This window comes from Pseudomonas sp. PDM02, assembly GCF_014852285.1.
Lineage (GTDB): Bacteria > Pseudomonadota > Gammaproteobacteria > Pseudomonadales > Pseudomonadaceae > Aquipseudomonas > Aquipseudomonas migulae.
In genome coordinates, this window is the sequence record NZ_JACVBL010000005.1 from 324,738 (window position 1) to 344,331 (window position 19,594).

At 60.8% G+C, this 19,594-nt stretch carries 16 protein-coding genes; 11 read left to right on the forward strand and 5 right to left on the reverse strand.

Annotated features, from left to right (window positions below; all coding sequences use genetic code 11):
* Positions 1-178: 178 nt before the first annotated feature.
* Positions 179-697, forward strand: a complete 519-nt coding sequence (locus IB245_RS11580; protein WP_008045141.1) for a glycine cleavage system protein R — start codon at positions 179-181, stop codon at positions 695-697.
* 215 nt (positions 698-912) lie between these two features.
* On the opposite strand, the gene rarD is transcribed toward IB245_RS11580, so the two are convergent.
* The 5 genes from rarD to IB245_RS11605 all read right to left on the reverse strand — a co-directional run bounded on the left by rarD (position 913) and on the right by IB245_RS11605 (position 6,748).
* Positions 913-1,800: an EamA family transporter RarD gene (gene rarD, locus IB245_RS11585; protein ID WP_192227612.1), complete on the reverse strand. Its 888-nt coding sequence runs from the start codon at positions 1,798-1,800 to the stop codon at positions 913-915.
* Positions 1,801-1,954: 154 nt separating this feature from the next.
* Positions 1,955-2,929: a serine/threonine protein kinase gene (locus IB245_RS11590; RefSeq protein ID WP_008034976.1), complete on the reverse strand. Its 975-nt coding sequence runs from the start codon at positions 2,927-2,929 to the stop codon at positions 1,955-1,957.
* A 182-nt stretch (positions 2,930-3,111) separates the two neighbouring features.
* Entirely contained in the window at positions 3,112-5,013 is a 1,902-nt protein-coding gene (locus tag IB245_RS11595) for a PhoX family protein (protein ID WP_192227613.1), read from the reverse strand.
* Between the two features lie 58 nt (positions 5,014-5,071).
* Entirely contained in the window at positions 5,072-5,836 is a 765-nt protein-coding gene (locus tag IB245_RS11600; RefSeq protein WP_192227614.1) for a TOBE domain-containing protein, read from the reverse strand.
* 171 nt (positions 5,837-6,007) lie between these two features.
* Positions 6,008-6,748 carry a ComF family protein gene (locus IB245_RS11605; RefSeq protein ID WP_192227615.1) on the reverse strand — a complete coding sequence of 247 codons (741 nt, stop codon included), beginning with the start codon at positions 6,746-6,748 and terminating at the stop codon, positions 6,008-6,010.
* A gap of 92 nt (positions 6,749-6,840) precedes the next feature.
* Between IB245_RS11605 and bioB the strand changes: the two genes are divergently transcribed.
* The 10 genes from bioB to IB245_RS11655 all read left to right on the forward strand — a co-directional run bounded on the left by bioB (position 6,841) and on the right by IB245_RS11655 (position 19,437).
* Positions 6,841-7,896 carry a biotin synthase BioB gene (bioB, locus tag IB245_RS11610; RefSeq protein ID WP_008024223.1) on the forward strand — a complete coding sequence of 352 codons (1,056 nt, stop codon included), beginning with the start codon at positions 6,841-6,843 and terminating at the stop codon, positions 7,894-7,896.
* 137 nt (positions 7,897-8,033) lie between these two features.
* Complete coding sequence (gene bioF / locus IB245_RS11615) at positions 8,034-9,212, forward strand: 8-amino-7-oxononanoate synthase (RefSeq protein WP_192227616.1); 1,179 nt, start codon at positions 8,034-8,036, stop codon at positions 9,210-9,212.
* Entirely contained in the window at positions 9,205-9,936 is a 732-nt protein-coding gene (locus IB245_RS11620; RefSeq protein WP_008035901.1) for an alpha/beta fold hydrolase, read from the forward strand. The genes bioF and IB245_RS11620 overlap by 8 nt, the downstream gene beginning before the upstream one ends.
* Entirely contained in the window at positions 9,929-10,741 is an 813-nt protein-coding gene (gene bioC, locus IB245_RS11625; RefSeq protein WP_008024217.1) for a malonyl-ACP O-methyltransferase BioC, read from the forward strand. Before IB245_RS11620 ends, bioC begins: the two co-directional genes overlap by 8 nt.
* Positions 10,738-11,418: a dethiobiotin synthase gene (gene bioD / locus IB245_RS11630; RefSeq protein ID WP_192227617.1), complete on the forward strand. Its 681-nt coding sequence runs from the start codon at positions 10,738-10,740 to the stop codon at positions 11,416-11,418. The genes bioC and bioD overlap by 4 nt, the downstream gene beginning before the upstream one ends.
* Positions 11,419-11,538: 120 nt before the next feature.
* Positions 11,539-11,835 carry a hypothetical protein gene (locus tag IB245_RS11635; protein WP_008024213.1) on the forward strand — a complete coding sequence of 99 codons (297 nt, stop codon included), beginning with the start codon at positions 11,539-11,541 and terminating at the stop codon, positions 11,833-11,835.
* 278 nt (positions 11,836-12,113) lie between these two features.
* On the forward strand, positions 12,114-13,919 hold the full coding sequence (locus IB245_RS11640; protein ID WP_008024212.1) for a phenylacyl-CoA dehydrogenase: 1,806 nt from the start codon (positions 12,114-12,116) through the stop codon (positions 13,917-13,919).
* A gap of 275 nt (positions 13,920-14,194) precedes the next feature.
* On the forward strand, positions 14,195-15,481 hold the full coding sequence (locus IB245_RS11645) for a GGDEF domain-containing protein (RefSeq protein WP_008035909.1): 1,287 nt from the start codon (positions 14,195-14,197) through the stop codon (positions 15,479-15,481).
* 90 nt (positions 15,482-15,571) lie between these two features.
* The gene (locus IB245_RS11650) at positions 15,572-17,368 is read left to right on the forward strand and encodes an acyl-CoA dehydrogenase C-terminal domain-containing protein (RefSeq protein WP_192227618.1); all 1,797 of its coding nucleotides are present in this window, start codon (positions 15,572-15,574) and stop codon (positions 17,366-17,368) included.
* A gap of 290 nt (positions 17,369-17,658) precedes the next feature.
* Positions 17,659-19,437: an acyl-CoA dehydrogenase C-terminal domain-containing protein gene (locus tag IB245_RS11655; protein WP_008024204.1), complete on the forward strand. Its 1,779-nt coding sequence runs from the start codon at positions 17,659-17,661 to the stop codon at positions 19,435-19,437.
* The last annotated feature ends 157 nt before the right edge of the window (positions 19,438-19,594 follow it).

Genomic DNA, 19,594 nt, shown 5'->3' on the forward strand with positions numbered 1-19,594 from the left:
ACACGATTTGTTTTTTGGCAGGTTCATCGGTGGTGATCCATTCGCGGGCAAGCCTCGCTCCTACAGGGATGGCGCAGGTCTTGTAGGAGCGAGGCTTGCCCGCGAAGGCGTCGGCCGATTCAGCGCAGCAACATCCCTTGCCTATACTTCTCTTTCTACAACAAAAGAGGGCTGCGCCATGGACCACCTCGTACTCACTGTTTTCGCACCGGACAAACCTGGGCAGGTCGAGCGCATCGCCCAGTGCATTGCCGAGCACGGCGGCAACTGGCTGGAAAGCCGCATGTCACGCATGGCCGGGCAGTTTGCCGGGATTCTTCGGGTGGGCGTGCCGGCCGAGGCCTACGACGAATTGGTCGATGCCTTACAGGCGTTGTCCGTCCATGGCATTCGCGTGCTGATCGCCGAAAGCGGCATCGAACAATCCTGCACCTGGAAACCGATTGCCATGGAACTGGTCGGCAATGATCGTCCGGGGATCGTGCGCGACATCACGCGTTTGTTGAGTGAGCAAGGGGTCAACCTGGAGCGGCTGGTGACGGAAGTGCGTCCGGCGCCTATGAGCAGCGAGCCGTTGTTCCACGCCGAAGCGATTCTTGCGGTGCCGCTGACCTTGTCGCTGGACGTGTTGCAGTCGCGCCTGGAAACCCTGGCGGACGATTTGATGGTGGAGTTGGTATTGCGCAGCGACCCCTGACAGGGTTATCCAAGTTATACGTGCACCTGCCTGTGGATAACCTGTAGAGACAGCCCGCCAGCCCACGCCGGCCGGGCTTCTTCAAGATCTGATCAAAAAACCATCAGTTTCAACAAGTTGCGCACAAACGCCGGGGATCACGCTGTGGATAACCTTGGGAAGGATCGATGCAGGCCACGAGAAGCGTGGCCTGCAGAGGTTTGTACGATTTTTGATCAGCTGCGGCGGCGCAGACTTATCCACGCATCGATGCTGTAAACCGCCAGGCCTGCCCAGATAAAGATGAAGGCGACCAATGTGCTGGACGACAGATGCTCGCCAAACAGCAGCACGGCTTGCAACAGCACCAATGTCGGCGCCAGGTACTGGAGAAATCCGAGTGTCGTGTAGGGCAAATGCCGTGCGGCGGCGTTGAAACACACCAGCGGCACCAGCGTTACCGGACCCGCGGCGACCAGCCACCAGGCTTCGGACGTGGTCCAGAATTCGGGTTGGGCGCTGACAGCCGTCTGATTGAACAGCAGCCAGGCGATGGCAATCGGCACCAGCATCCAGGTTTCCACCACCAGGCCCGGTAGCGCCTTGACCGGCGCCTGCTTGCGTATCAATCCGTAGAAGCCGAACGTCAACGCCAGCACCAGCGACACCCACGGCAAACTGCCGACTTGCCACACCTGTTGCGCGACGCCGACCGCCGCCAGTCCCACGGCGATCCACTGCATACGCCGCAACCGTTCGCCGAGGATCAACATCCCCAGCAACACGTTCACCAGCGGGTTGATGTAGTAACCGAGACTGGCCTCAAGCATGCGCCCGTTGTTCACCGACCAGACGTACGTCAGCCAGTTGGCCGCGATCAGCGTGCCGCTCAAGGCCAGGATCGCCAGCCGTTTCGGGTTGTCACGCAACTCGCGCCACCAGCCTGGATGCTTCCACACCATCAGCAGCAACGCGCCGAACAGCGCCGACCAGAGCACGCGATGGATGATGATCTCCACGGCGGGCACGTTGGCAATGGCCTTGAAGTAGAGCGGGAAAAGTCCCCAGATGATGTAGGCACTCAGGCCCAGGATGTACCCGCGACGGGGGTTGGCGGCTTGCATGCAGAATCCTTGCTTAGGCAGCTAACAAAGAGAGGATTGTATAGACATGTGTTTTTTTTTGTAGGAGCGAGGCTTGCCCGCGAAGAACGATTACGCGGTGTATCTGGCTAACCGCGTTATCGTTCTTCGCGGGCAAGCCTCGCTCCTACAGGGGTTAGAACAGTTTCAGGGGTTCTTCGTTGAGGGCGGCGAGTTGCTCGCGCAACGCCAACACCTGATCACCCCAATACCGCTCCGTCCCGAACCACGGAAAACTGTGCGGGAACGCCGGGTCATCCCAGCGGCGTGCCAGCCACGCGCTGTAATGCATCAGGCGCAGCGCGCGCAGTGGTTCGATCAGCGCCAGTTCCCGCGGGTCGAAATCGTGAAACTCGTTGTAGCCGTCCATCAATTCCGACAACTGCCCCAGACATTCCTGACGGTCACCGGCGAGCATCATCCAGATGTCCTGCACCGCCGGGCCCATGCGGCAGTCGTCCAGGTCGACGATGTGGAACATCTCGTCGCGGCACATCATGTTGCCGGGGTGGCAATCGCCGTGCATGCGGATGTTCTGGTGCGGCGTGGCGTTGTAGACCTCTTCCACACGCTTGAGCAGGTCGCGGGCGACAGATTCGTAGGCCGGCAGCAGGCTTTTGGGGATGAAATTGCCTTCGAGCAAGGTTGTCAGCGAGGCATGACCGAAGTTCTTCACGCCCAGGGCTTCACGGTGTTCGAACGGTTTGGTCGAGCCGACGGCGTGCAGGCGACCGAGCAGTTGGCCCAGCCGATACAGCTGATCGAGATTGCCCGGCTCCGGTGCGCGGCCACCACGGCGGGGGAACAGGGTGAAACGGAAACCGTTGTGTTCGTGCAGGCTGGCACCGTTGTGAATCATTGGCGCCACCACGGGCACGTCGCACTCGGCGAGTTCGAAGGTGAACTGGTGTTCTTCGAGAATCGCTTCGTTGGTCCAGCGCTGCGGGCGGTAGAACTTGGCGATCAGCGGTTCGGAGTCTTCGATGCCGACCTGATAGACACGGTTCTCGTAGCTGTTGAGCGCCAGAACGCGCGCGTCGCTGAGAAAGCCGATGCTTTCGACGGCATCGAGCACGAGGTCTGGGGTGAGGGTTGCAAACGGGTGGGCCATGCTGACTCCTGCGCGCAGCAGGCTGCCGCGTCCGGCCAAGCATGGTAGCGCAGACGGGCTGTCTTTAGTGGTTGGGGTTGAGATGAGTGTTGTTTGGGCTGACGCCTTCGCGGGCAAGCCTCGCTCCTACATTTGGAATGCATTTCCCTGTAGGAGCGAGGCTTGCCCGCGAAGAGGCCCGATCAGGCGCCGACGATCCCGCCGTCTTCGCGGGAAATCGCCATCACCGAAGACCGCGGCTTGCCGTTCGGCAAATGCTCAGGGAACGTCGAGCCACCGTTTTCACCCGGATGCTGAATCCCGACAAACAGCGTCTTCTGGTCCGGAGAGAAGCTGATCCCCGTCACCTCGCAACCCACCGGCCCGACCATGAAGCGGCGGATCTCACCGGTCACCGGGTCGGCACAGAGCATCTGGTTGTTGCCCATGCCGGCAAAATCACCGGCGTTGCTCGAATCGCCATCGGTCAGGATCCACAACCGTCCGGCCTTGTCGAAACCCAGACCGTCGGGGCTGTTGAACATGTTCTGCGGCGTGATGTTCGACGAACCACCCTTCGGCGTGCCGGCATGGACACCCGGATTGCCGGCGACCACAAACAGATCCCAGGCAAAGCTTTTCGAGCCGTGATCATCACGGTCGGTGCGCCAGCGCAGAATCTGCCCGTAGACGTTCTTCTCGCGCGGGTTCGGCCCGCCCACCGGCTGACCGTCTTCACCGCGCTTGGCGTTGTTGGTCAGCGTGCAATAGACCTGGCCGTCCTTGGGGCTGACGACGATCCATTCCGGACGGTCCATGCGCGTGGCTTTCACCACCGTGGCGGCGAGGCGTGCATGAATCAGCACTTCGGCCTGATCGGCAAAACCGCTGCTGGCGTCGATGCCGTTTTTGCCGTGGGTCAACTCGATCCACTCGCCCTGGCCTTTCGGGTGATCGGCATTGCCGTCGCCCGCGTCGAAACGCGCTACGTACAAGGTGCCGTGGTCCAGCAGGTCGCGGTTGGCTTTCGGGTTCTTGTGGTTGATCTTGTCGCGGCTGACGAACTTGTAGATGAACTCGCCGCGTTCGTCGTCGCCCATGTACACCACGGCGTGGCCGTCATGGGTTTCGGCCAGGGCCGCGTTTTCATGTTTGAAGCGGCCCAGCGCGGTGCGCTTGACCGGTGTCGATGTCGGATCGAACGGGTCGATTTCCACCACCCAGCCATGACGGTTAAGTTCGTTGGGGTTCTTCGCCAGGTCGAAGCGCTCGTCGTGTTGATGCCAGTTGATCTCTTTACTGGTCGCCACTGCACCGTAGCGTTTCTGCGCCGCGTCGAATTTCTGCTCGGCGTTGCTGCTGCCGAAACAGTCGGTGAAGTTCTCTTCACAGGTCAGGTAGGTGCCCCACGGCGTCTTGCCGTTGGCGCAGTTCTGGAAGGTGCCGAGCACGTTCTTGCCGTGCGGGTCGGCGCTGGTTTTCACCAGCGCGTGGCCGGCGGCCGGGCCGCTGAGGCTGATCGGTGCGTTGCCGTGAATGCGGCGGTTGTAGCGCGAGCCCTGAACGAATTGCCATTGGCCGTTCTTGCGCTGCACCTCGATCACCGACACGCCTTCGCAAGCCAGCGCCTTGCGCACTTCTTCGGCCGATTGCGGCATGCCGCCGTGCGGGTAGAGGTAGCGGTAGTTGGTGTATTCGTTGTTGATCGCCATCAGCGCCCGGTCTTTCTCACCCGGAAATTCGAACAGGCTCATGCCGTCGTTGTTGTCGCCGAACTGGACTTCCTGTTGCTCGGCGCTGCCGTTCCCGCTTGGATCAAATGCCGGACCGTTCTTTTGCAGCGGCTGGCCCCAGCTGATCAGCACCGAAGACTTGTAGCCCGGTGGCAGGGTGATTGCGTCGCTGGTGGCGGCGGGAATGCTGTCGAAACCCAACAGTTTGCTGGTGCCTGCGCTGACACTGGCCGCGAGCACGCTGCGGCTCAGCAGGTTGCCGCCGAGGAACATCGCGGCACCGCACAGGGCGCCCGCGCTGATGAAACCACGACGGCTGAGGCCGACCATTTGCTCGAGGTCAGTGGATTGGTTGTCTTCTAATAGGCTCACATCAGGCTCCCTGCTGGTTTTTGCAGTCACCTTAAAGCGCGTTAATGACGCTTGTGTTTCAGAGCGGTGTACCGAGCAGCACATTGGAGGGGGAAAATTGCACCCGCAGCGCTTTGCCGGTGGCCAGAGCGTGGGTTCGCAAGTGCAGCGGTTCGGCCAGCGCGCACAGCGTCTGGCCATTGGGCAGGCCGATGCGCACTTCACTCGGGCCGTCTTCGGCGTCGAGGATTTCTTCAAGGGTGCCGGTCAGGCAATTGTGTCCAGGCGTTGCCTCGTCATCGATACCCAACAGGTCGAGCCAGCCGGCCTTGATCAGGGCAACGACTTCGGTGCCGATTTGCAGTTCCAGGCGCAGGGTGCTGTCGTGAGTGATCTGCGCCACGAGGATCAAGCCTTCAGCCAGTTCCAGGCGGATCAGGTCGTTGCGTCCCTGAGCTTCGATTTCCACGACTTTGCCGTGCAATTGATTGCGCGCGCTGGTTCTGAGCATCAGGCGGCCGAGCAGGTTGAGGTCGCTGGCGTCTTCGGCGGCCTCCAACACCTGCGCCTGCAACGTTTGCAGCTTTTGATACAGACGCAAAACGCGCTCGCCTTCGCTGGACAGCTTGGCGCCACCGCCGCCCTTGCCGCCGACGCTGCGCTCCACCAGCGGTTTCTGCGCGAGGTTGTTCAGCTCGTCGATGGCATCCCATGCAGCTTTGTAACTCAGGCCCGCGCTTTTCGCGGCGCGAGTGATCGAGCCCTGTTCGGCGATGTGTTGCAGCAAGGCGATGCGCTGCGGGCGACGGACAATGTGCTGGGACAACAACGTAGGCAAGGACATGGCGAGACGCTTTGGCGGGTGATGATGGTGAGGACGTTGGCGGCTGGAAGCCCGGGAGTCAAGTCGGGCCACGTTCCTTGTGGGAGCGGGCTTGCTCGCGAAAGCGTCCGTTCAGTCGACATCTCTGTTGAATGACAGTCCGTCTTCGCGAGCAAGCCCGCTCCCACAGGGTCAGGCGGTGTCGCCGGGTTTTGGGGTACGGGCCAGGCAGTAGACGTCGACTCGCGCGGCACCGGCGTCCATTAACAGTCGAGCCAATGCCTGGGCCGTGGCGCCGGTGGTCAGTACGTCGTCAACCAGCGCCAGGTGACGGCCCTTGATCAGTGCTCCGGGCATCAGCGCGAAAGCATTACGCAGGTTCTTCCTGCGCGCATCGGCCTTCAGCTCCTGTTGCGCGCTGGTGTCCTGAATCCGTTTGAGCAGCTGTTCGTCACAGGGGATATCCAGGCTGGCGCTCAACCAGCGGGCCAGCATCGCGGCCTGGTTGAAACCCCGTTGGCGCAGACGTTTAGCGGCGAGCGGAACGGGGACCAACGCATCTGGCCGTTCCAACCCTTCATCGAAGCGATGTTGCAGGTATTGAGCAAGAAGTTCGGCGAGTAGGCGACCATACGGCCACTTCGCGTTGTGCTTGAATCGGGTGATCAGGCTGTCGACCGGAAAACCATAGGTCCACGGGGCAATGACTTGCTCGAAAGGCGGCGGTTGCTGCAAGCACTGGCCGCACGTCAGGCCCGCCGCGGGTAACGGCAGGGCGCAGGTCTGGCAGTGATCGCCGAGCCAGGGCAGCTCGGTTTCGCAGGCCATGCAGATCGGCGTGGCTTCTTCGGCTGTCTCGTCGCAGAGTAAACAGAGTTGATTGTTTTTTAACCAGATGTAAACCGGCCTTTCGTATCGTGGTTGACAGCGCATCGCTCTTCCTTAAATATGCCGAACATCCGTGTCGCGTCTGTGGGTATTCCGTCCCCCGACCGCTTGCCCAGCATAAAACAAAGGAAACGCCCATGAGCGCCAGCACCTCTGCAACCCTGCGTCATGACTGGTCTTTGGCCGAAGTCAAAGCACTCTTCGTTCAGCCATTCAATGACCTGCTGTTTCAGGCGCAGACCGTGCACCGCGCGCATTTCGACGCCAACCGCGTCCAGGTTTCCACGCTGCTCTCGATCAAGACCGGCGCCTGCCCGGAAGATTGCAAATATTGTCCGCAGTCCGGTCACTACAACACCGGCCTGGAAAAAGAAAAACTGATGGAAGTGCAGAAGGTCCTCGAAGAGGCCGCTCGCGCCAAGGCCATCGGTTCGACCCGTTTCTGCATGGGCGCGGCGTGGAAACACCCGTCGGCCAAAGACATGCCCTACGTGCTGAAGATGGTCGAAGGCGTGAAGGCCATGGGCCTGGAAACCTGCATGACCCTCGGTCGTCTGGACCAGGAGCAGACCGAAGCGCTGGCCAAGGCCGGCCTCGATTACTACAACCACAACCTCGACACTTCGCCGGATTTCTACACCAGCATCATCACCACCCGCACCTACAGCGAGCGCCTGCAAACCCTGGCCTACGTGCGTGATTCGGGGATGAAGATCTGCTCCGGCGGCATCCTCGGCATGGGCGAGTCCCTTGATGACCGCGCCAACCTGCTGATCCAGCTGGCCAACCTGCCGGAGCATCCGGAATCGGTACCGATCAACATGCTGGTGAAAGTCGCCGGTACGCCACTGGAAAACGCCGAAGACATCGACCCGTTCGACTTCATCCGCATGCTCGCCGTGGCGCGCATCCTGATGCCGAAGTCCCACGTGCGCCTGTCCGCCGGCCGTGAAGCGATGAACGAGCAGATGCAGGCCCTGGCGTTCTTCGCCGGCGCGAACTCGATTTTCTACGGCGACAAACTGCTGACCACCGCCAACCCGCAGGCCGACAAGGACATGCAACTGTTCTCGCGCCTCGGCATCCTGCCGGAAGCGCGCGAAGAGCACGCCGACGAGGTGCATCAGGCCGCCATCGAACAGGCGCTGGTGGAGCAGAAGAGCAGCGAGCAGTTCTATAACGCCGCCGTCTAACCAACGCGAAACCCTGTAGGAGCGAGGCTTGCCCGCGAAAGAGTCACTGCGGTCGCTCAGTCAGGCCGCGGCGTTCCCTTCGCGGGCAAGCCTCGCTCCTACAGGTTATGTGTGTTTTCCTTACTTGCGAGGCCTGCATGTCTTTCGATCTCGCCGCACGCCTTGCTGCCCGTCGTGCCGAAAATCTCTATCGCCAACGCCCCTTGCTTGAAAGCCCCCAGGGCCCGGAAGTGGTGGTCGATGGCCAGCCGTTGCTGGCGTTCTGTAACAACGATTACCTGGGCCTGGCCAATCATCCGCAAGTGATCGAGGCCTGGCGCGCCGGGGCTTCTCGATGGGGTGTCGGCGGCGGCGCTTCGCATTTGGTCATCGGCCACAGCACGCCACATCACGAGCTGGAAGAAGCGCTGGCTGACTTGACCGGCCGCCCGCGCGCGTTGCTGTTCACCACCGGCTACATGGCCAACCTCGGTGCGGTCACCGCGTTGGTCGGGCAGGGCGATACAGTGCTCGAAGACCGCCTCAATCACGCCTCGTTGCTCGATGCCGGTTTGTTGTCCGGCGCGCGTTTCAATCGTTATCTGCACAACGATGCAGCGAGCCTGGCCAATCGTCTCGAGAAAGCCACCGGCAATACGCTGGTGGTCACCGACGGTGTGTTCAGCATGGATGGCGATATCGCCGACCTGCCAGCGCTGGCCCGAGAAGCCAAGGCCAAAGGTGCGTGGCTGATGGTGGATGACGCGCACGGTTTTGGTCCGCTGGGTGCCAATGGCGGCGGGATTGTCGAGCATTTCGGCCTGAGCCAGGAAGACGTGCCCGTGCTGGTCGGCACCCTCGGCAAGGCGTTCGGGACGGCGGGCGCGTTCGTCGCCGGCAGCGAAGAGCTGATCGAGAGCCTGATCCAGTTCGCCCGTCCCTACATTTACACCACCAGCCAACCGCCGGCCCTGGCCTGTGCGACGCTGAAAAGCCTGGAATTGCTGCGCAGCGAACACTGGCGGCGTGAGCATCTGAAAACGCTGATCCGTCAGTTCCGCGACGGCGCCGAGCAGATCGGCCTGGAGTTGATGGACAGCTTCACGCCCATTCAACCGATCATGATCGGCGACGCCGGGCGCGCGGTGCGACTGTCGCAGATGCTGCGCGAACGCGGCTTGATGGTCACGGCGATTCGTCCGCCGACCGTGCCCGCCGGCAGTGCCCGGCTGCGGGTAACCCTGACCGCCGCGCACAGCGAGGCGCAGGTGCAGCTATTGTTAAATGGACTGGCCGATTGTTTTCAACAACTGGGACCGGAGCCAAGCCATGCGTAATCGCCTGATTCTGCTGCCCGGCTGGGGCCTCGGGATTTCTCCGCTGGAACCCTTGGCGGCTGCGTTGCAGGGGCTGGACGAACACCTGCGCGTTGAGATCGAGCCGTTGCCGGATTTGGAATCCAGCGACCTTGAAGAATGGCTCGACGAACTCGACTCGGCCGTGCCTCAGGATGCGTGGCTTGGCGGCTGGTCCCTCGGCGGCATGCTTGCCTCCGAGTTGGCGGCGCGACGCGGTGATCGTTGCTGCGGCTTGCTGACCCTGGCGAGCAATCCTTCTTTTGTTGCCCATGAACAGTGGCCGAGCGCGATGCCCGGCGAGACGTTTGATGCGTTTCTGGCAGGCTGCAATGCCGATCCGCGCATGACCTTGAAACGCTTTTCGCTGCTGTGCGCGCAAGGCGCCGAAGACCCGCGCGGGCTGTCGCGGCTGCTGCTCGGTGGTGCGCCAAACGCCTCTGCTGCGGTGTTGATGAGCGGCCTGGAGCTGCTTGCACAACTGGATACCCGTCAGGCGTTGCAGGCGTTCCGCGGCCCGCAGTTGCACCTGTTCGCCGGCCTTGACGGACTGGTTCCGGCCGAAGCGGCGGGGGACTTGCTGGCGTTGCTGCCGGATGTCGAAATCGGTCTGATTGAACAGGCCAGCCACGCGTTTCTTCTGGAAGACCCTCACGGTGTGGCGGGGGCGATCCAGGCCTTTTTGCATGAGTCCGGTGATGACTGATTTATCCCTTCCCAGCCTGCCCGGCGGCCTGCCGGACAAACGCCAGGTGGCGGCGTCCTTTTCCCGCGCGGCGGCCAGCTACGACAGCGTGGCCGAATTGCAGCGTGACGTCGGCAGCCAGTTGTTGAGCCGTTTGCCGGGCGATTTCGTGCCCGGTCGCTGGCTGGACCTGGGCTGTGGCACCGGGCATTTCAGTCGTGTGCTGGGTGAGCGTTTTCCTGGCGGTCACGGCGTGGCGCTGGACATCGCCGAAGGCATGCTCAATCACGCGCGGCCATTGGGCGGGGCCATGCACTTCATCGCCGGGGATGCAGAGCGGTTGCCATTGCAGGATTCGACCTGTGATCTGATCTTCTCCAGCCTGGCGGTGCAGTGGTGCGCGGACTTCGCGTCGGTGCTCAGTGAAGCCCATCGTGTGCTGAAACCCGGCGGAATGTTTGCGTTTGCTAGTCTGTGCGTGGGCACACTGTTTGAGCTGCGAGACAGTTGGCGTCAGGTGGATGGCATGGTGCACGTCAACCGCTTCCGCGAGTTCGGGGTTTATCAACACCTGTGTGCGGCCAGCGGTTTGAAGGTCGCGAGTCTGCAAACCCGTCCTCACGTGCTGCATTACCCGGATGTGCGCAGCCTGACTCATGAACTCAAGGCGCTGGGCGCGCACAATCTGAACCCCGGTCGGCCGGGTGGTTTGACCGGCAGGGCGCGGATCCTCGGTCTGGTCGAGGCGTATGAGCAGTTTCGTCAGGCCCAAGGCCTGCCGGCGACTTATCAAGTGGTGTACGCCGTTTTGGAGAAACCCTTATGAGCGCAGCGTATTTCATCACCGGGACTGACACCGATGTCGGCAAGACCACCGTGGCTGCGGGTTTGCTGCATGCTGCGCGGTTGGCCGGCCTGAGTACGGCGGCGGGAAAACCGGTGGCCTCCGGTTGCGACGTGACGCCCAAGGGCTTGCGCAACGCCGATGCGTTGGCGCTGCTGGCGGAATGTTCGGTGCCGCTGACGTATGCACAAGTCAACCCGGTGGCCTTCGAACCGGCCATCGCTCCGCATCTGGCGGCGCGCGAGGCCGGCGTCGCGTTGACGGTGCAATCGTTGCTGACGCCAATGCAGCAGATTCTGGAGATGCAGGCAGATTTCACTCTCATCGAAGGCGCTGGCGGCTGGCGTGTGCCGCTGGCGGATCAGGACAACCTGTCGGACCTGGCCATGGCGCTGGGTTTGCCGGTGATTCTGGTGGTCGGCGTACGGCTGGGCTGCATCAACCATGCGCTGCTGACGGCCGAGGCGATTGCCCGTGACGGTTTGCAATTGGCGGGTTGGGTGGCCAACATCATCGATGCCAAGACCGCGCGCCTTGAAGAAAACCTGGCCACGTTGGCCGAGCGGATCCCGGCGCCGTGCCTAGGGCGCGTGCCGAAACTCAAGGTGGTGACGGCAGAGGCGGTGGCGGAACACCTTCAGCTGGATTTGCTGGACTGAGGTTTCAAGCACTGGTTTTACCTATGACAAGGCACTGTGCCATTAGTGTTTTTGTCGGGCCTTTTGCAGGCGGGTCTGGTTCAATGGCCGCTGTTGATCCTTTGTAGGACGAGTTCTCCCATGGAAATCTCAGGAAGTACCGCTTTTTATGCTGGTCTGAGCACTATTCAGACGGGGCAGAACCGTGTCGATCAAGCCTCCGGCCAGATTGCCAACAATTCGGTCGAGCGTTCGGTGACCAGCCAGTCCTCCGATGCTCAGGTCAATCGCCTGCGCTCGGTCGATCGCAGCCAGCAGTCGGACCTCGCCAGCAACATGGTCGAGATGGCTCAGGGCAAGTTTCAGGTCGAGGCCGGTGTCAAAGTTGCCAAAGCTTCCGATGAAATGCTCGGTACGCTGATCGACACATTCGCTTGATCATCTGCTGAAACCGCTCTGCCAACGCCGCGACCCTTCGCGGCGTTTTTGTGTGTAAGTCCTTCTCTCCCAACTAAACTTTTCTGCAGGACGTGTTGCTCAGTCAACGGCGTTGCGTTGTCGCGTGTGCAGCTTTGCGCGGGGAGTGAAGACGAACGGCAAAAGATCGGCGCTTGACAAGATTTGGGCGTAAACGTATGTTTCAAACAACTGTTTGACCGTCACAACAAATCAACGCGGTCGTTCATTCCCGGTTACATCAGCAGAGGTTTATCGCTATGCCTGACTACAAGGCCCCCTTGCGTGATATTCGCTTCGTTCGTGACGAACTGCTCGGCTACGAAGCGCACTATCAGAGCCTTCCGGCTTGCTCGGACGCAACTCCGGACATGGTTGACGCCATTCTCGAAGAAGGCGCCAAGTTTTGTGAGCAGGTACTGGCTCCGCTGAACCGCGTGGGTGACACCGAAGGCTGCACCTGGAGCGAGTCCGGCGTTAAAACCCCGACCGGCTTCAAAGAAGCCTACAAGCAATTCGTTGAAGGCGGCTGGCCAAGCCTGGCCCACGACGTAGAGCACGGCGGCCAGGGCCTGCCGGAGTCTCTGGGTCTGGCAGTCAGCGAAATGGTTGGCGAGGCCAACTGGTCGTGGGGCATGTACCCGGGCCTGTCGCACGGCGCGATGAACACCATTTCCGAGCACGGCACGCCTGAGCAGCAACACGCCTACCTGACCAAACTGGTTTCCGGCGAGTGGACCGGCACCATGTGTCTGACCGAACCGCACTGCGGCACCGACTTGGGCATGCTGCGTACCAAGGCCGAACCTCAGGCCGACGGTTCCTACAAAGTCTCCGGCACCAAGATCTTCATCTCGGCCGGTGAACACGACATGGCCGACAACATCGTCCACATCGTGCTGGCTCGCCTGCCGGATGCACCGGCTGGCACCAAAGGCATCTCGCTGTTCATCGTTCCGAAATTCATGCCGAACGAAGACGGTTCGATCGGTGCGCGCAACGCCGTGTCCTGTGGCTCCCTGGAACATAAAATGGGCATCCACGGCAACGCCACCTGCGTGATGAACTTCGACGCGGCCACCGGTTTCCTGATCGGCCCGGCGAACAAAGGCCTGAACTGCATGTTCACCTTCATGAACACCGCACGTCTGGGCACTGCGCTGCAAGGCCTGGCCCACGCCGAAATCGGTTTCCAGGGCGGCCTGAAATACGCTCGCGATCGTCTGCAAATGCGCTCCCTGACTGGCCCGAAAGCGCCGGAAAAAGCCGCCGACCCGATCATCGTGCACCCTGACGTCCGTCGCATGCTGTTGACCATGAAAGCGTTCGCCGAAGGCAACCGCGCAATGGTTTACTTCACCGCCAAGCAAGTCGACATCGTCAAGTACGGCGTGGACGAAGAAGAGAAGAAGAAAGCCGACGCACTGCTGGCGTTCATGACGCCAATCGCCAAAGCCTTCATGACCGAAGTCGGTTTCGAATCCGCCAACCACGGCGTGCAAATCTACGGCGGCCACGGCTTCATCGCCGAGTGGGGCATGGAGCAGAACGTTCGCGACAGCCGCATTTCGATGCTGTACGAAGGCACCACCGGCATCCAGGCACTCGACCTGCTGGGCCGCAAAGTGTTGATGACTCAAGGCGAGGCCCTGAAAGGCTTCACCAAGATCGTCCACAAGTTCTGCCAGACCAACGAAGGCAACGAAGCCGTTCAGGAATTCGTCGCACCGCTGGCTGCAATCAACAAAGAATGGGGCGAGCTGACCATGAAGGTCGGTATGGCAGCCATGAAAGACCGCGAAGAAGTCGGCGCGGCTTCCGTGGACTACCTGATGTACTCCGGTTACGCCTGCCTGGCCTACTTCTGGGCTGACATGGCACGTCTGGCGGCCGAGAAACTGGCAGCCGGCACCACCGAAACGGCGTTCTACACCGCCAAGCTGCAGACTGCGCGCTTCTACTTCCAGCGCATCCTGCCGCGTACCCGCACTCACGTTGCAACCATGCTGTCGGGCGCCAACAACCTGATGGACATGAAAGAAGAAGACTTCGCACTGGGCTACTAAGCCTTAACGCAGCCTTCTGAAAAAACCGCTGCTCCTTCGGGAGTGGCGGTTTTTTTTCAACTCGACTTTGGTGAAAAAAACCACGGTCGGGGGCAGTTCTCCCGTCTTTTGTAACGACCTTTGATGGGGGAACCGTGCATTGCTGGTTGGCCGGATAGTAGTCAGTAATGCGGCGTCAAAAAAACCTTAGCAAATCACTCAGAAAATCAGGGTCACTGCCGTTAAAGTAGTGGGCACAATGCCATCTATAGACATGACGGGTCGGAGCTTTACCCTTGCCGCGTTCTTCCGCTGTACGTTTCAGTCATTTCCTACCCTCACTTCTGCTTTTGCTTGCGGGGCTGGCGGCTGCGTACGTCAAGGACCTGAACGTCTTCTTCACTTCGCTGTTCAACGTGCTGCCTACGTTGGTGCTGTTGCTCGGCGGCGCTTATTGCGCGGTTTACCGACGTCAGCGTGAACTGTTTCTGATGGTCACGGTATACATCGCCTACTACCTGCTCGACACCCAGACCGACTATTACCGCGACAACGGCAGAGTGCGTGAAGACGCCGCCGTGGTCTTTCATCTGTGCTGTCTGTTGCTGCCGCTGATGTTTGGCATATTCGCCGCGTGGCAGGAACGCACCCATCTGTTCCAGGACATGATTGCGCGTTTCGCGGTGTTGCTGGCCGTCGGCAGCGTGGCGTTGGGCCTGGAGCAAAGTTACCCACAGGCGCTGTTGATGTGGCTGTCGGAAATCCGCTGGCCAGCCTTGCATGGCGCGTGGATGAGCCTGATTCAGCTGTCCTACCCCGTGTTTATCGCCTCGTTCCTGCTGCTGAGCTGGCAATACTGGCGCAACCCCAGGCCTTTGCACGCCGCCCAACTGGTGGGTTTGCTCGGGTTGTTCTGGGCGTTGCCGAAGACGTTCATCCTGCCGTTCACCCTGAACATCATGTGCAGCCAGGTGATGTTAATGATTGCCGCGGCGGTTGCCCATGAAGCCTATCAAATGGCCTTCCGCGATGAGCTCACCGGTTTGCCTGGCCGCCGCGCGTTGAACGAACGCATGCAGCGCCTGGGGCGCAATTACGTGCTGGCCATGAGCGACGTCGACCACTTCAAAAAATTCAACGACACCCACGGCCACGATGTCGGCGATCAGGTGCTGCGGCTGGTAGCCAGCAAACTGTCGAAAATCGGCGGCGGCGGTAGGGCGTATCGCTACGGTGGTGAGGAATTTGCGCTGGTGTTCGCGGGCAAGACGCTTGAAGAGTGCATGCCGCACCTGGAAGTCATCCGCGAATCCATAGCCACCTACAACATTCAACTGCGTAACCAGGACAACCGTCCTCAGGATGACCAGCAAGGTCGTCAGCGTCGTGCCGGATCAGGGGCTTCGAGTGTGTCGGTCACCGTCAGTATCGGCGTCGCCGAACGCGTGGAACAGCGCAACCCGGAAAAAGTGCTCAAGTCCGCCGATGAGGCGCTCTACGCCGCGAAAGGCGCCGGGCGAAACTGCGTGGTGGCTTACGGTCAGAACCGTCGTGGTGCGGTGCGCGAGGCGGCTGCGGGTTGAGTGATGATGGCGCATTCAGCGTCTGGACTGTGATTGTGAGGCGTGGTCGGCGGCAGTAGGTTTGATCAATCTGCTGCCGGAGAAATGACCATGCCCGAGTACAAAGCTCCCCTGCGCGACATGCGCTTTCTGATCGACCACGTCTTCGACTTTCACAGCAACTACGCCGCTCTGGGCGCCACGGATGCCAGCCCGGACATGGTCAATGCGATCCTCGAAGAAGGCGCGAAGTTCTGCGAGAACGTGCTCGCACCGCTCAATCGCAGCGGCGACGAAGAGGGCTGCCATTTCGACAACGGCGTGGTGACAACGCCTACAGGCTTCAAGCAAGCCTTCGCACAATACGTCGAAGGTGGCTGGCATGGTCTGGCGGCCGATCCCGCTTATGGCGGCCAGGGCTTGCCGAGTTCCCTGGGGCTGGTCATCAGCGAGATGGTCGGGTCCAGCAACACTTCCTGGGGCATGTACCCGGGCCTGACGCACGGCGCGATGTCGGCGATCCACGCCCATGGCACCGAAGAACAGAAAAACACCTACCTGAGCAAACTCACCGCGGGCCAATGGACCGGCACCATGTGCCTGACCGAAGCCCATTGCGGCACAGACCTGGGCATCATCAAGACCCGCGCCGTGCCAGCAGCCGATGGCAGTTACGCGATCTCTGGCAGCAAGATTTTCATCTCTGCCGGCGAACACGACATGAGCGACAACATCATTCACCTGGTGCTGGCGAAACTGCCGGATGCGCCTGCGGGCACCAAGGGCATTTCGCTGTTCATCGTGCCTAAATTCCTACCCGATACCGAAGGTGAGGCGGGTGCGCGCAACGGCGTTTCCTGCGGCTCGATCGAACACAAAATGGGTATCAAGGCCTCGGCCACCTGCGTGCTGAACTTCGACGAAGCCAAAGGCTTTCTGATCGGTGAGCCGAACAAGGGCCTGAACTGCATGTTCACCATGATGAACCATGCGCGTCTCGGCACCGGGATGCAGGGTTTGTGTTTGGGGGAAGCGAGTTTTCAGGGCGCGATCAAATACGCTAATGACCGTTTGCAGATGCGCTCGCTGACCGGCCCGAAAGCACCGGAAAAAGCCGCCGACCCGATCATCGTTCATCCCGACGTACGCCGGATGTTGCTGACCATGAAGGCCTTCAACGAAGGCAATCGCGCGCTGACCTACTTCACCGCGCAACTTCTGGATGCCGCGCACCTGAGCCCGGATGAAGCCGCGCGGCAGGACGCTGAAGACCTGTTGGCGTTCCTGACGCCGATCTGCAAGGCCTTCATGACCGACACCGGGCTGGAAGTGACCAACCACGGCATGCAGGTGTTCGGCGGCCACGGCTTCATTCGTGAGTGGGGCATGGAGCAGTTGGTTCGCGATTGCCGGATTGCACCGATCTACGAAGGCACCAACGGCATTCAGGCGCTGGATTTGCTCGGGCGCAAAGTGCTCGGCAGCCAGGGCAAACTGCTACGCGGTTTTACCAAAATCGTTCACAAGTTCTGCGCGGCGAACGCCGATCATCCGCAACTCGCCAGCTACGTGGCGCAACTCAACGGGTTGAACCAGCAGTGGGGCGAACTGACTACCCAGGTCGGCATGGCCGCGATGAAGAATCCGGACGAAGTGGGCGCCGCGTCGGTGGATTACCTGATGTACAGCGGTTACATCATCCTCGGTTACTTGTGGCTGCGCATGGCGCTGGTGGCTCAGGCGCAACTGGATGCGGGCAGCGGCGATGCCGATTTCTGCCGGGGCAAACTGGCGACCAGCGAGTTTTACTTCAAGCGATTGCTGCCGCGCACCGCCGCTCATCGCGCGGCCATCGAAGCGGGTAGCGATTGCTTGATGCAACTGCCAGCGGAGTTGTTCTCGGTGTAACGGTTGCGTTTGAAAAGCTTCGCGGGCAAGTCGGATCGCCGCATCGCTCGCTCCTACAGGTCCTTCGTTGTGCACGCATGGTGTGCACGACATAAAACCTGTAGGAGCGAGCGATGCGGCGATCCGACTTGCCCGCGAAGGCGCTCTGGCAGACACAAAAACGCAATGACCAAAAATTACAAAACGGTCACAGCCTGACCCTATGTGTCGCAAAAGTTGTTGGGTTACACTCGGACCCAACGAAAACACTCTTCCTACGAATCACCTGTAAAGATCCTGCGAGGTTTGCCATGGCTGACTACAAAGCGCCCCTGCGCGATATGCGCTTCGTCCTCAATGAAGTATTCGAGGTCGCCAAGCTCTGGGCCGAGTTGCCTGCACTGGCCGATACCGTCGACGCAGAAACCGTTGAAGCCATTCTTGAAGAGGCCGGCAAGGTCACCAGCAAAAGCATCGCGCCCCTGAGCCGTGCGGCTGACGAAGAAGGTTGCCATTGGGCGGACGGTGCTGTCACCACGCCGGCAGGTTTCCCACAGGCTTATCAGACTTACGCTGAAGGCGGTTGGGTCGGTGTCGGTGGCGATCCGACCTACGGCGGCATGGGCATGCCCAAGGCGGTTTCGGCCCAAGTCGAAGAAATGGTCAACTCCGCGAGCCTGTCGTTCGGTCTGTACCCGATGCTGACCGCCGGTGCTTGCCTGTCGATCAACGCCCACGCCAGCGACGAGCTGAAAGCCGCCTACCTGCCGAACATGTACGCCGGCGTCTGGGCCGGTTCCATGTGCCTGACCGAGCCTCACGCCGGTACAGACCTGGGCATCATCCGCACCAAGGCTGAGCCTCAGGCGGACGGTTCCTACAAAGTCAGCGGCACCAAGATTTTCATCACCGGTGGCGAACACGACCTGACCGAGAACATCATTCACCTGGTACTCGCCAAACTGCCGGATGCACCGGCGGGGCCGAAAGGCATTTCGCTGTTCCTGGTGCCGAAGTTCATGGTCAATGCCGATGGCAGCCTCGGCGCACGTAACCCGGCGACCTGCGGTTCGATCGAACACAAGATGGGCATTCAGGCCTCCGCGACTTGCGTGATGAACTTCGACGAAGCCGTGGGTTACCTGGTCGGTGAGCCGAACAAGGGCCTGGCGGCGATGTTCACCATGATGAACTACGAGCGTCTGGGCGTCGGTATCCAGGGCCTGGCCTCTGGCGAGCGCTCTTACCAGAACGCCGTTGAATACGCCCGCGACCGCCTGCAAAGCCGTTCGCCGACCGGCGCGCAGAACAAGGACAAAGTGGCCGACCCGATCATCGTCCACCCGGACGTGCGTCGCATGCTGCTGACCATGAAAGCCTCGAACGAAGGTGGCCGTGCCTTCTCGACTTACGTGGCCATGCAACTGGACACCGCCAAGTTCAGTGAAGACGCGACCACCCGCAAACGCGCGGAAGACCTGGTGGCGCTGCTGACCCCGGTAGCCAAGGCGTTCCTGACTGACCTCGGTCTGGAAACCACCGTTCACGGCCAGCAGGTTTTCGGCGGACACGGTTACATCCGTGAGTGGGGCCAGGAACAACTGGTTCGCGACGTGCGCATCACTCAGATCTACGAAGGCACCAACGGCATCCAGGCGCTGGACCTTGTAGGACGCAAGATCGTTGGCAGCGGCGGGGCGTTCTACAACCTGTTCGCCGACGAGATTCGTCACTTCACCGCGACGGCCAGCGCTGAGCTGGACGAGTTCACCAAGCCGCTGAACGATGCCGTGACCACCCTCGACGAACTGACGGCGTGGTTGCTGGATCGGGCGAAAAACAACCCGAATGAAATCGGTGCGGCTTCGGTCGAATACCTGCAAACTTTCGGTTACGTGGCTTACGCCTACATGTGGGCACTGATGGCCAAGGCCGCCTTCGGCAAAGAAGCGCAGGACGATTTCTACGCAAGCAAATTGGGCACGGCGCGGTTCTATTTCGCACGCCTGCTGCCGCGTATTCACTCGTTGAGTGCGTCGGTGAAGGCCGGTAGCGAGTCGCTGTTCCTGCTGGACGCGGCGCAGTTCTGACAATGTAACGTCATGTAAGCATTCTCTTACATGACGTGCTGCTTTTCTCCCATAGATGCAAATTGGATCCACGGCTAATCTACTTCACATGGACGTCGCGCAGGAAGCGCAAAGCAACAACACGGACACGTAGGATTCTGCCAGGACGGCGGAGTGA

Coding starts and splice junctions, on each gene's coding strand:
- IB245_RS11580 (WP_008045141.1), top strand. CDS start 179: ATGGACCACCTCGTACTCACTGTTTTCGCACCGGACAAACCTGGGCAG.
- rarD (WP_192227612.1), bottom strand. CDS start 1,800: ATGCAAGCCGCCAACCCCCGTCGCGGGTACATCCTGGGCCTGAGTGCC.
- IB245_RS11590 (WP_008034976.1), bottom strand. CDS start 2,929: ATGGCCCACCCGTTTGCAACCCTCACCCCAGACCTCGTGCTCGATGCC.
- IB245_RS11600 (WP_192227614.1), bottom strand. CDS start 5,836: ATGTCCTTGCCTACGTTGTTGTCCCAGCACATTGTCCGTCGCCCGCAG.
- IB245_RS11605 (WP_192227615.1), bottom strand. CDS start 6,748: ATGCGCTGTCAACCACGATACGAAAGGCCGGTTTACATCTGGTTAAAA.
- bioB (WP_008024223.1), top strand. CDS start 6,841: ATGAGCGCCAGCACCTCTGCAACCCTGCGTCATGACTGGTCTTTGGCC.
- bioF (WP_192227616.1), top strand. CDS start 8,034: ATGTCTTTCGATCTCGCCGCACGCCTTGCTGCCCGTCGTGCCGAAAAT.
- IB245_RS11620 (WP_008035901.1), top strand. CDS start 9,205: ATGCGTAATCGCCTGATTCTGCTGCCCGGCTGGGGCCTCGGGATTTCT.
- bioC (WP_008024217.1), top strand. CDS start 9,929: ATGACTGATTTATCCCTTCCCAGCCTGCCCGGCGGCCTGCCGGACAAA.
- bioD (WP_192227617.1), top strand. CDS start 10,738: ATGAGCGCAGCGTATTTCATCACCGGGACTGACACCGATGTCGGCAAG.
- IB245_RS11635 (WP_008024213.1), top strand. CDS start 11,539: ATGGAAATCTCAGGAAGTACCGCTTTTTATGCTGGTCTGAGCACTATT.
- IB245_RS11640 (WP_008024212.1), top strand. CDS start 12,114: ATGCCTGACTACAAGGCCCCCTTGCGTGATATTCGCTTCGTTCGTGAC.
- IB245_RS11650 (WP_192227618.1), top strand. CDS start 15,572: ATGCCCGAGTACAAAGCTCCCCTGCGCGACATGCGCTTTCTGATCGAC.
- IB245_RS11655 (WP_008024204.1), top strand. CDS start 17,659: ATGGCTGACTACAAAGCGCCCCTGCGCGATATGCGCTTCGTCCTCAAT.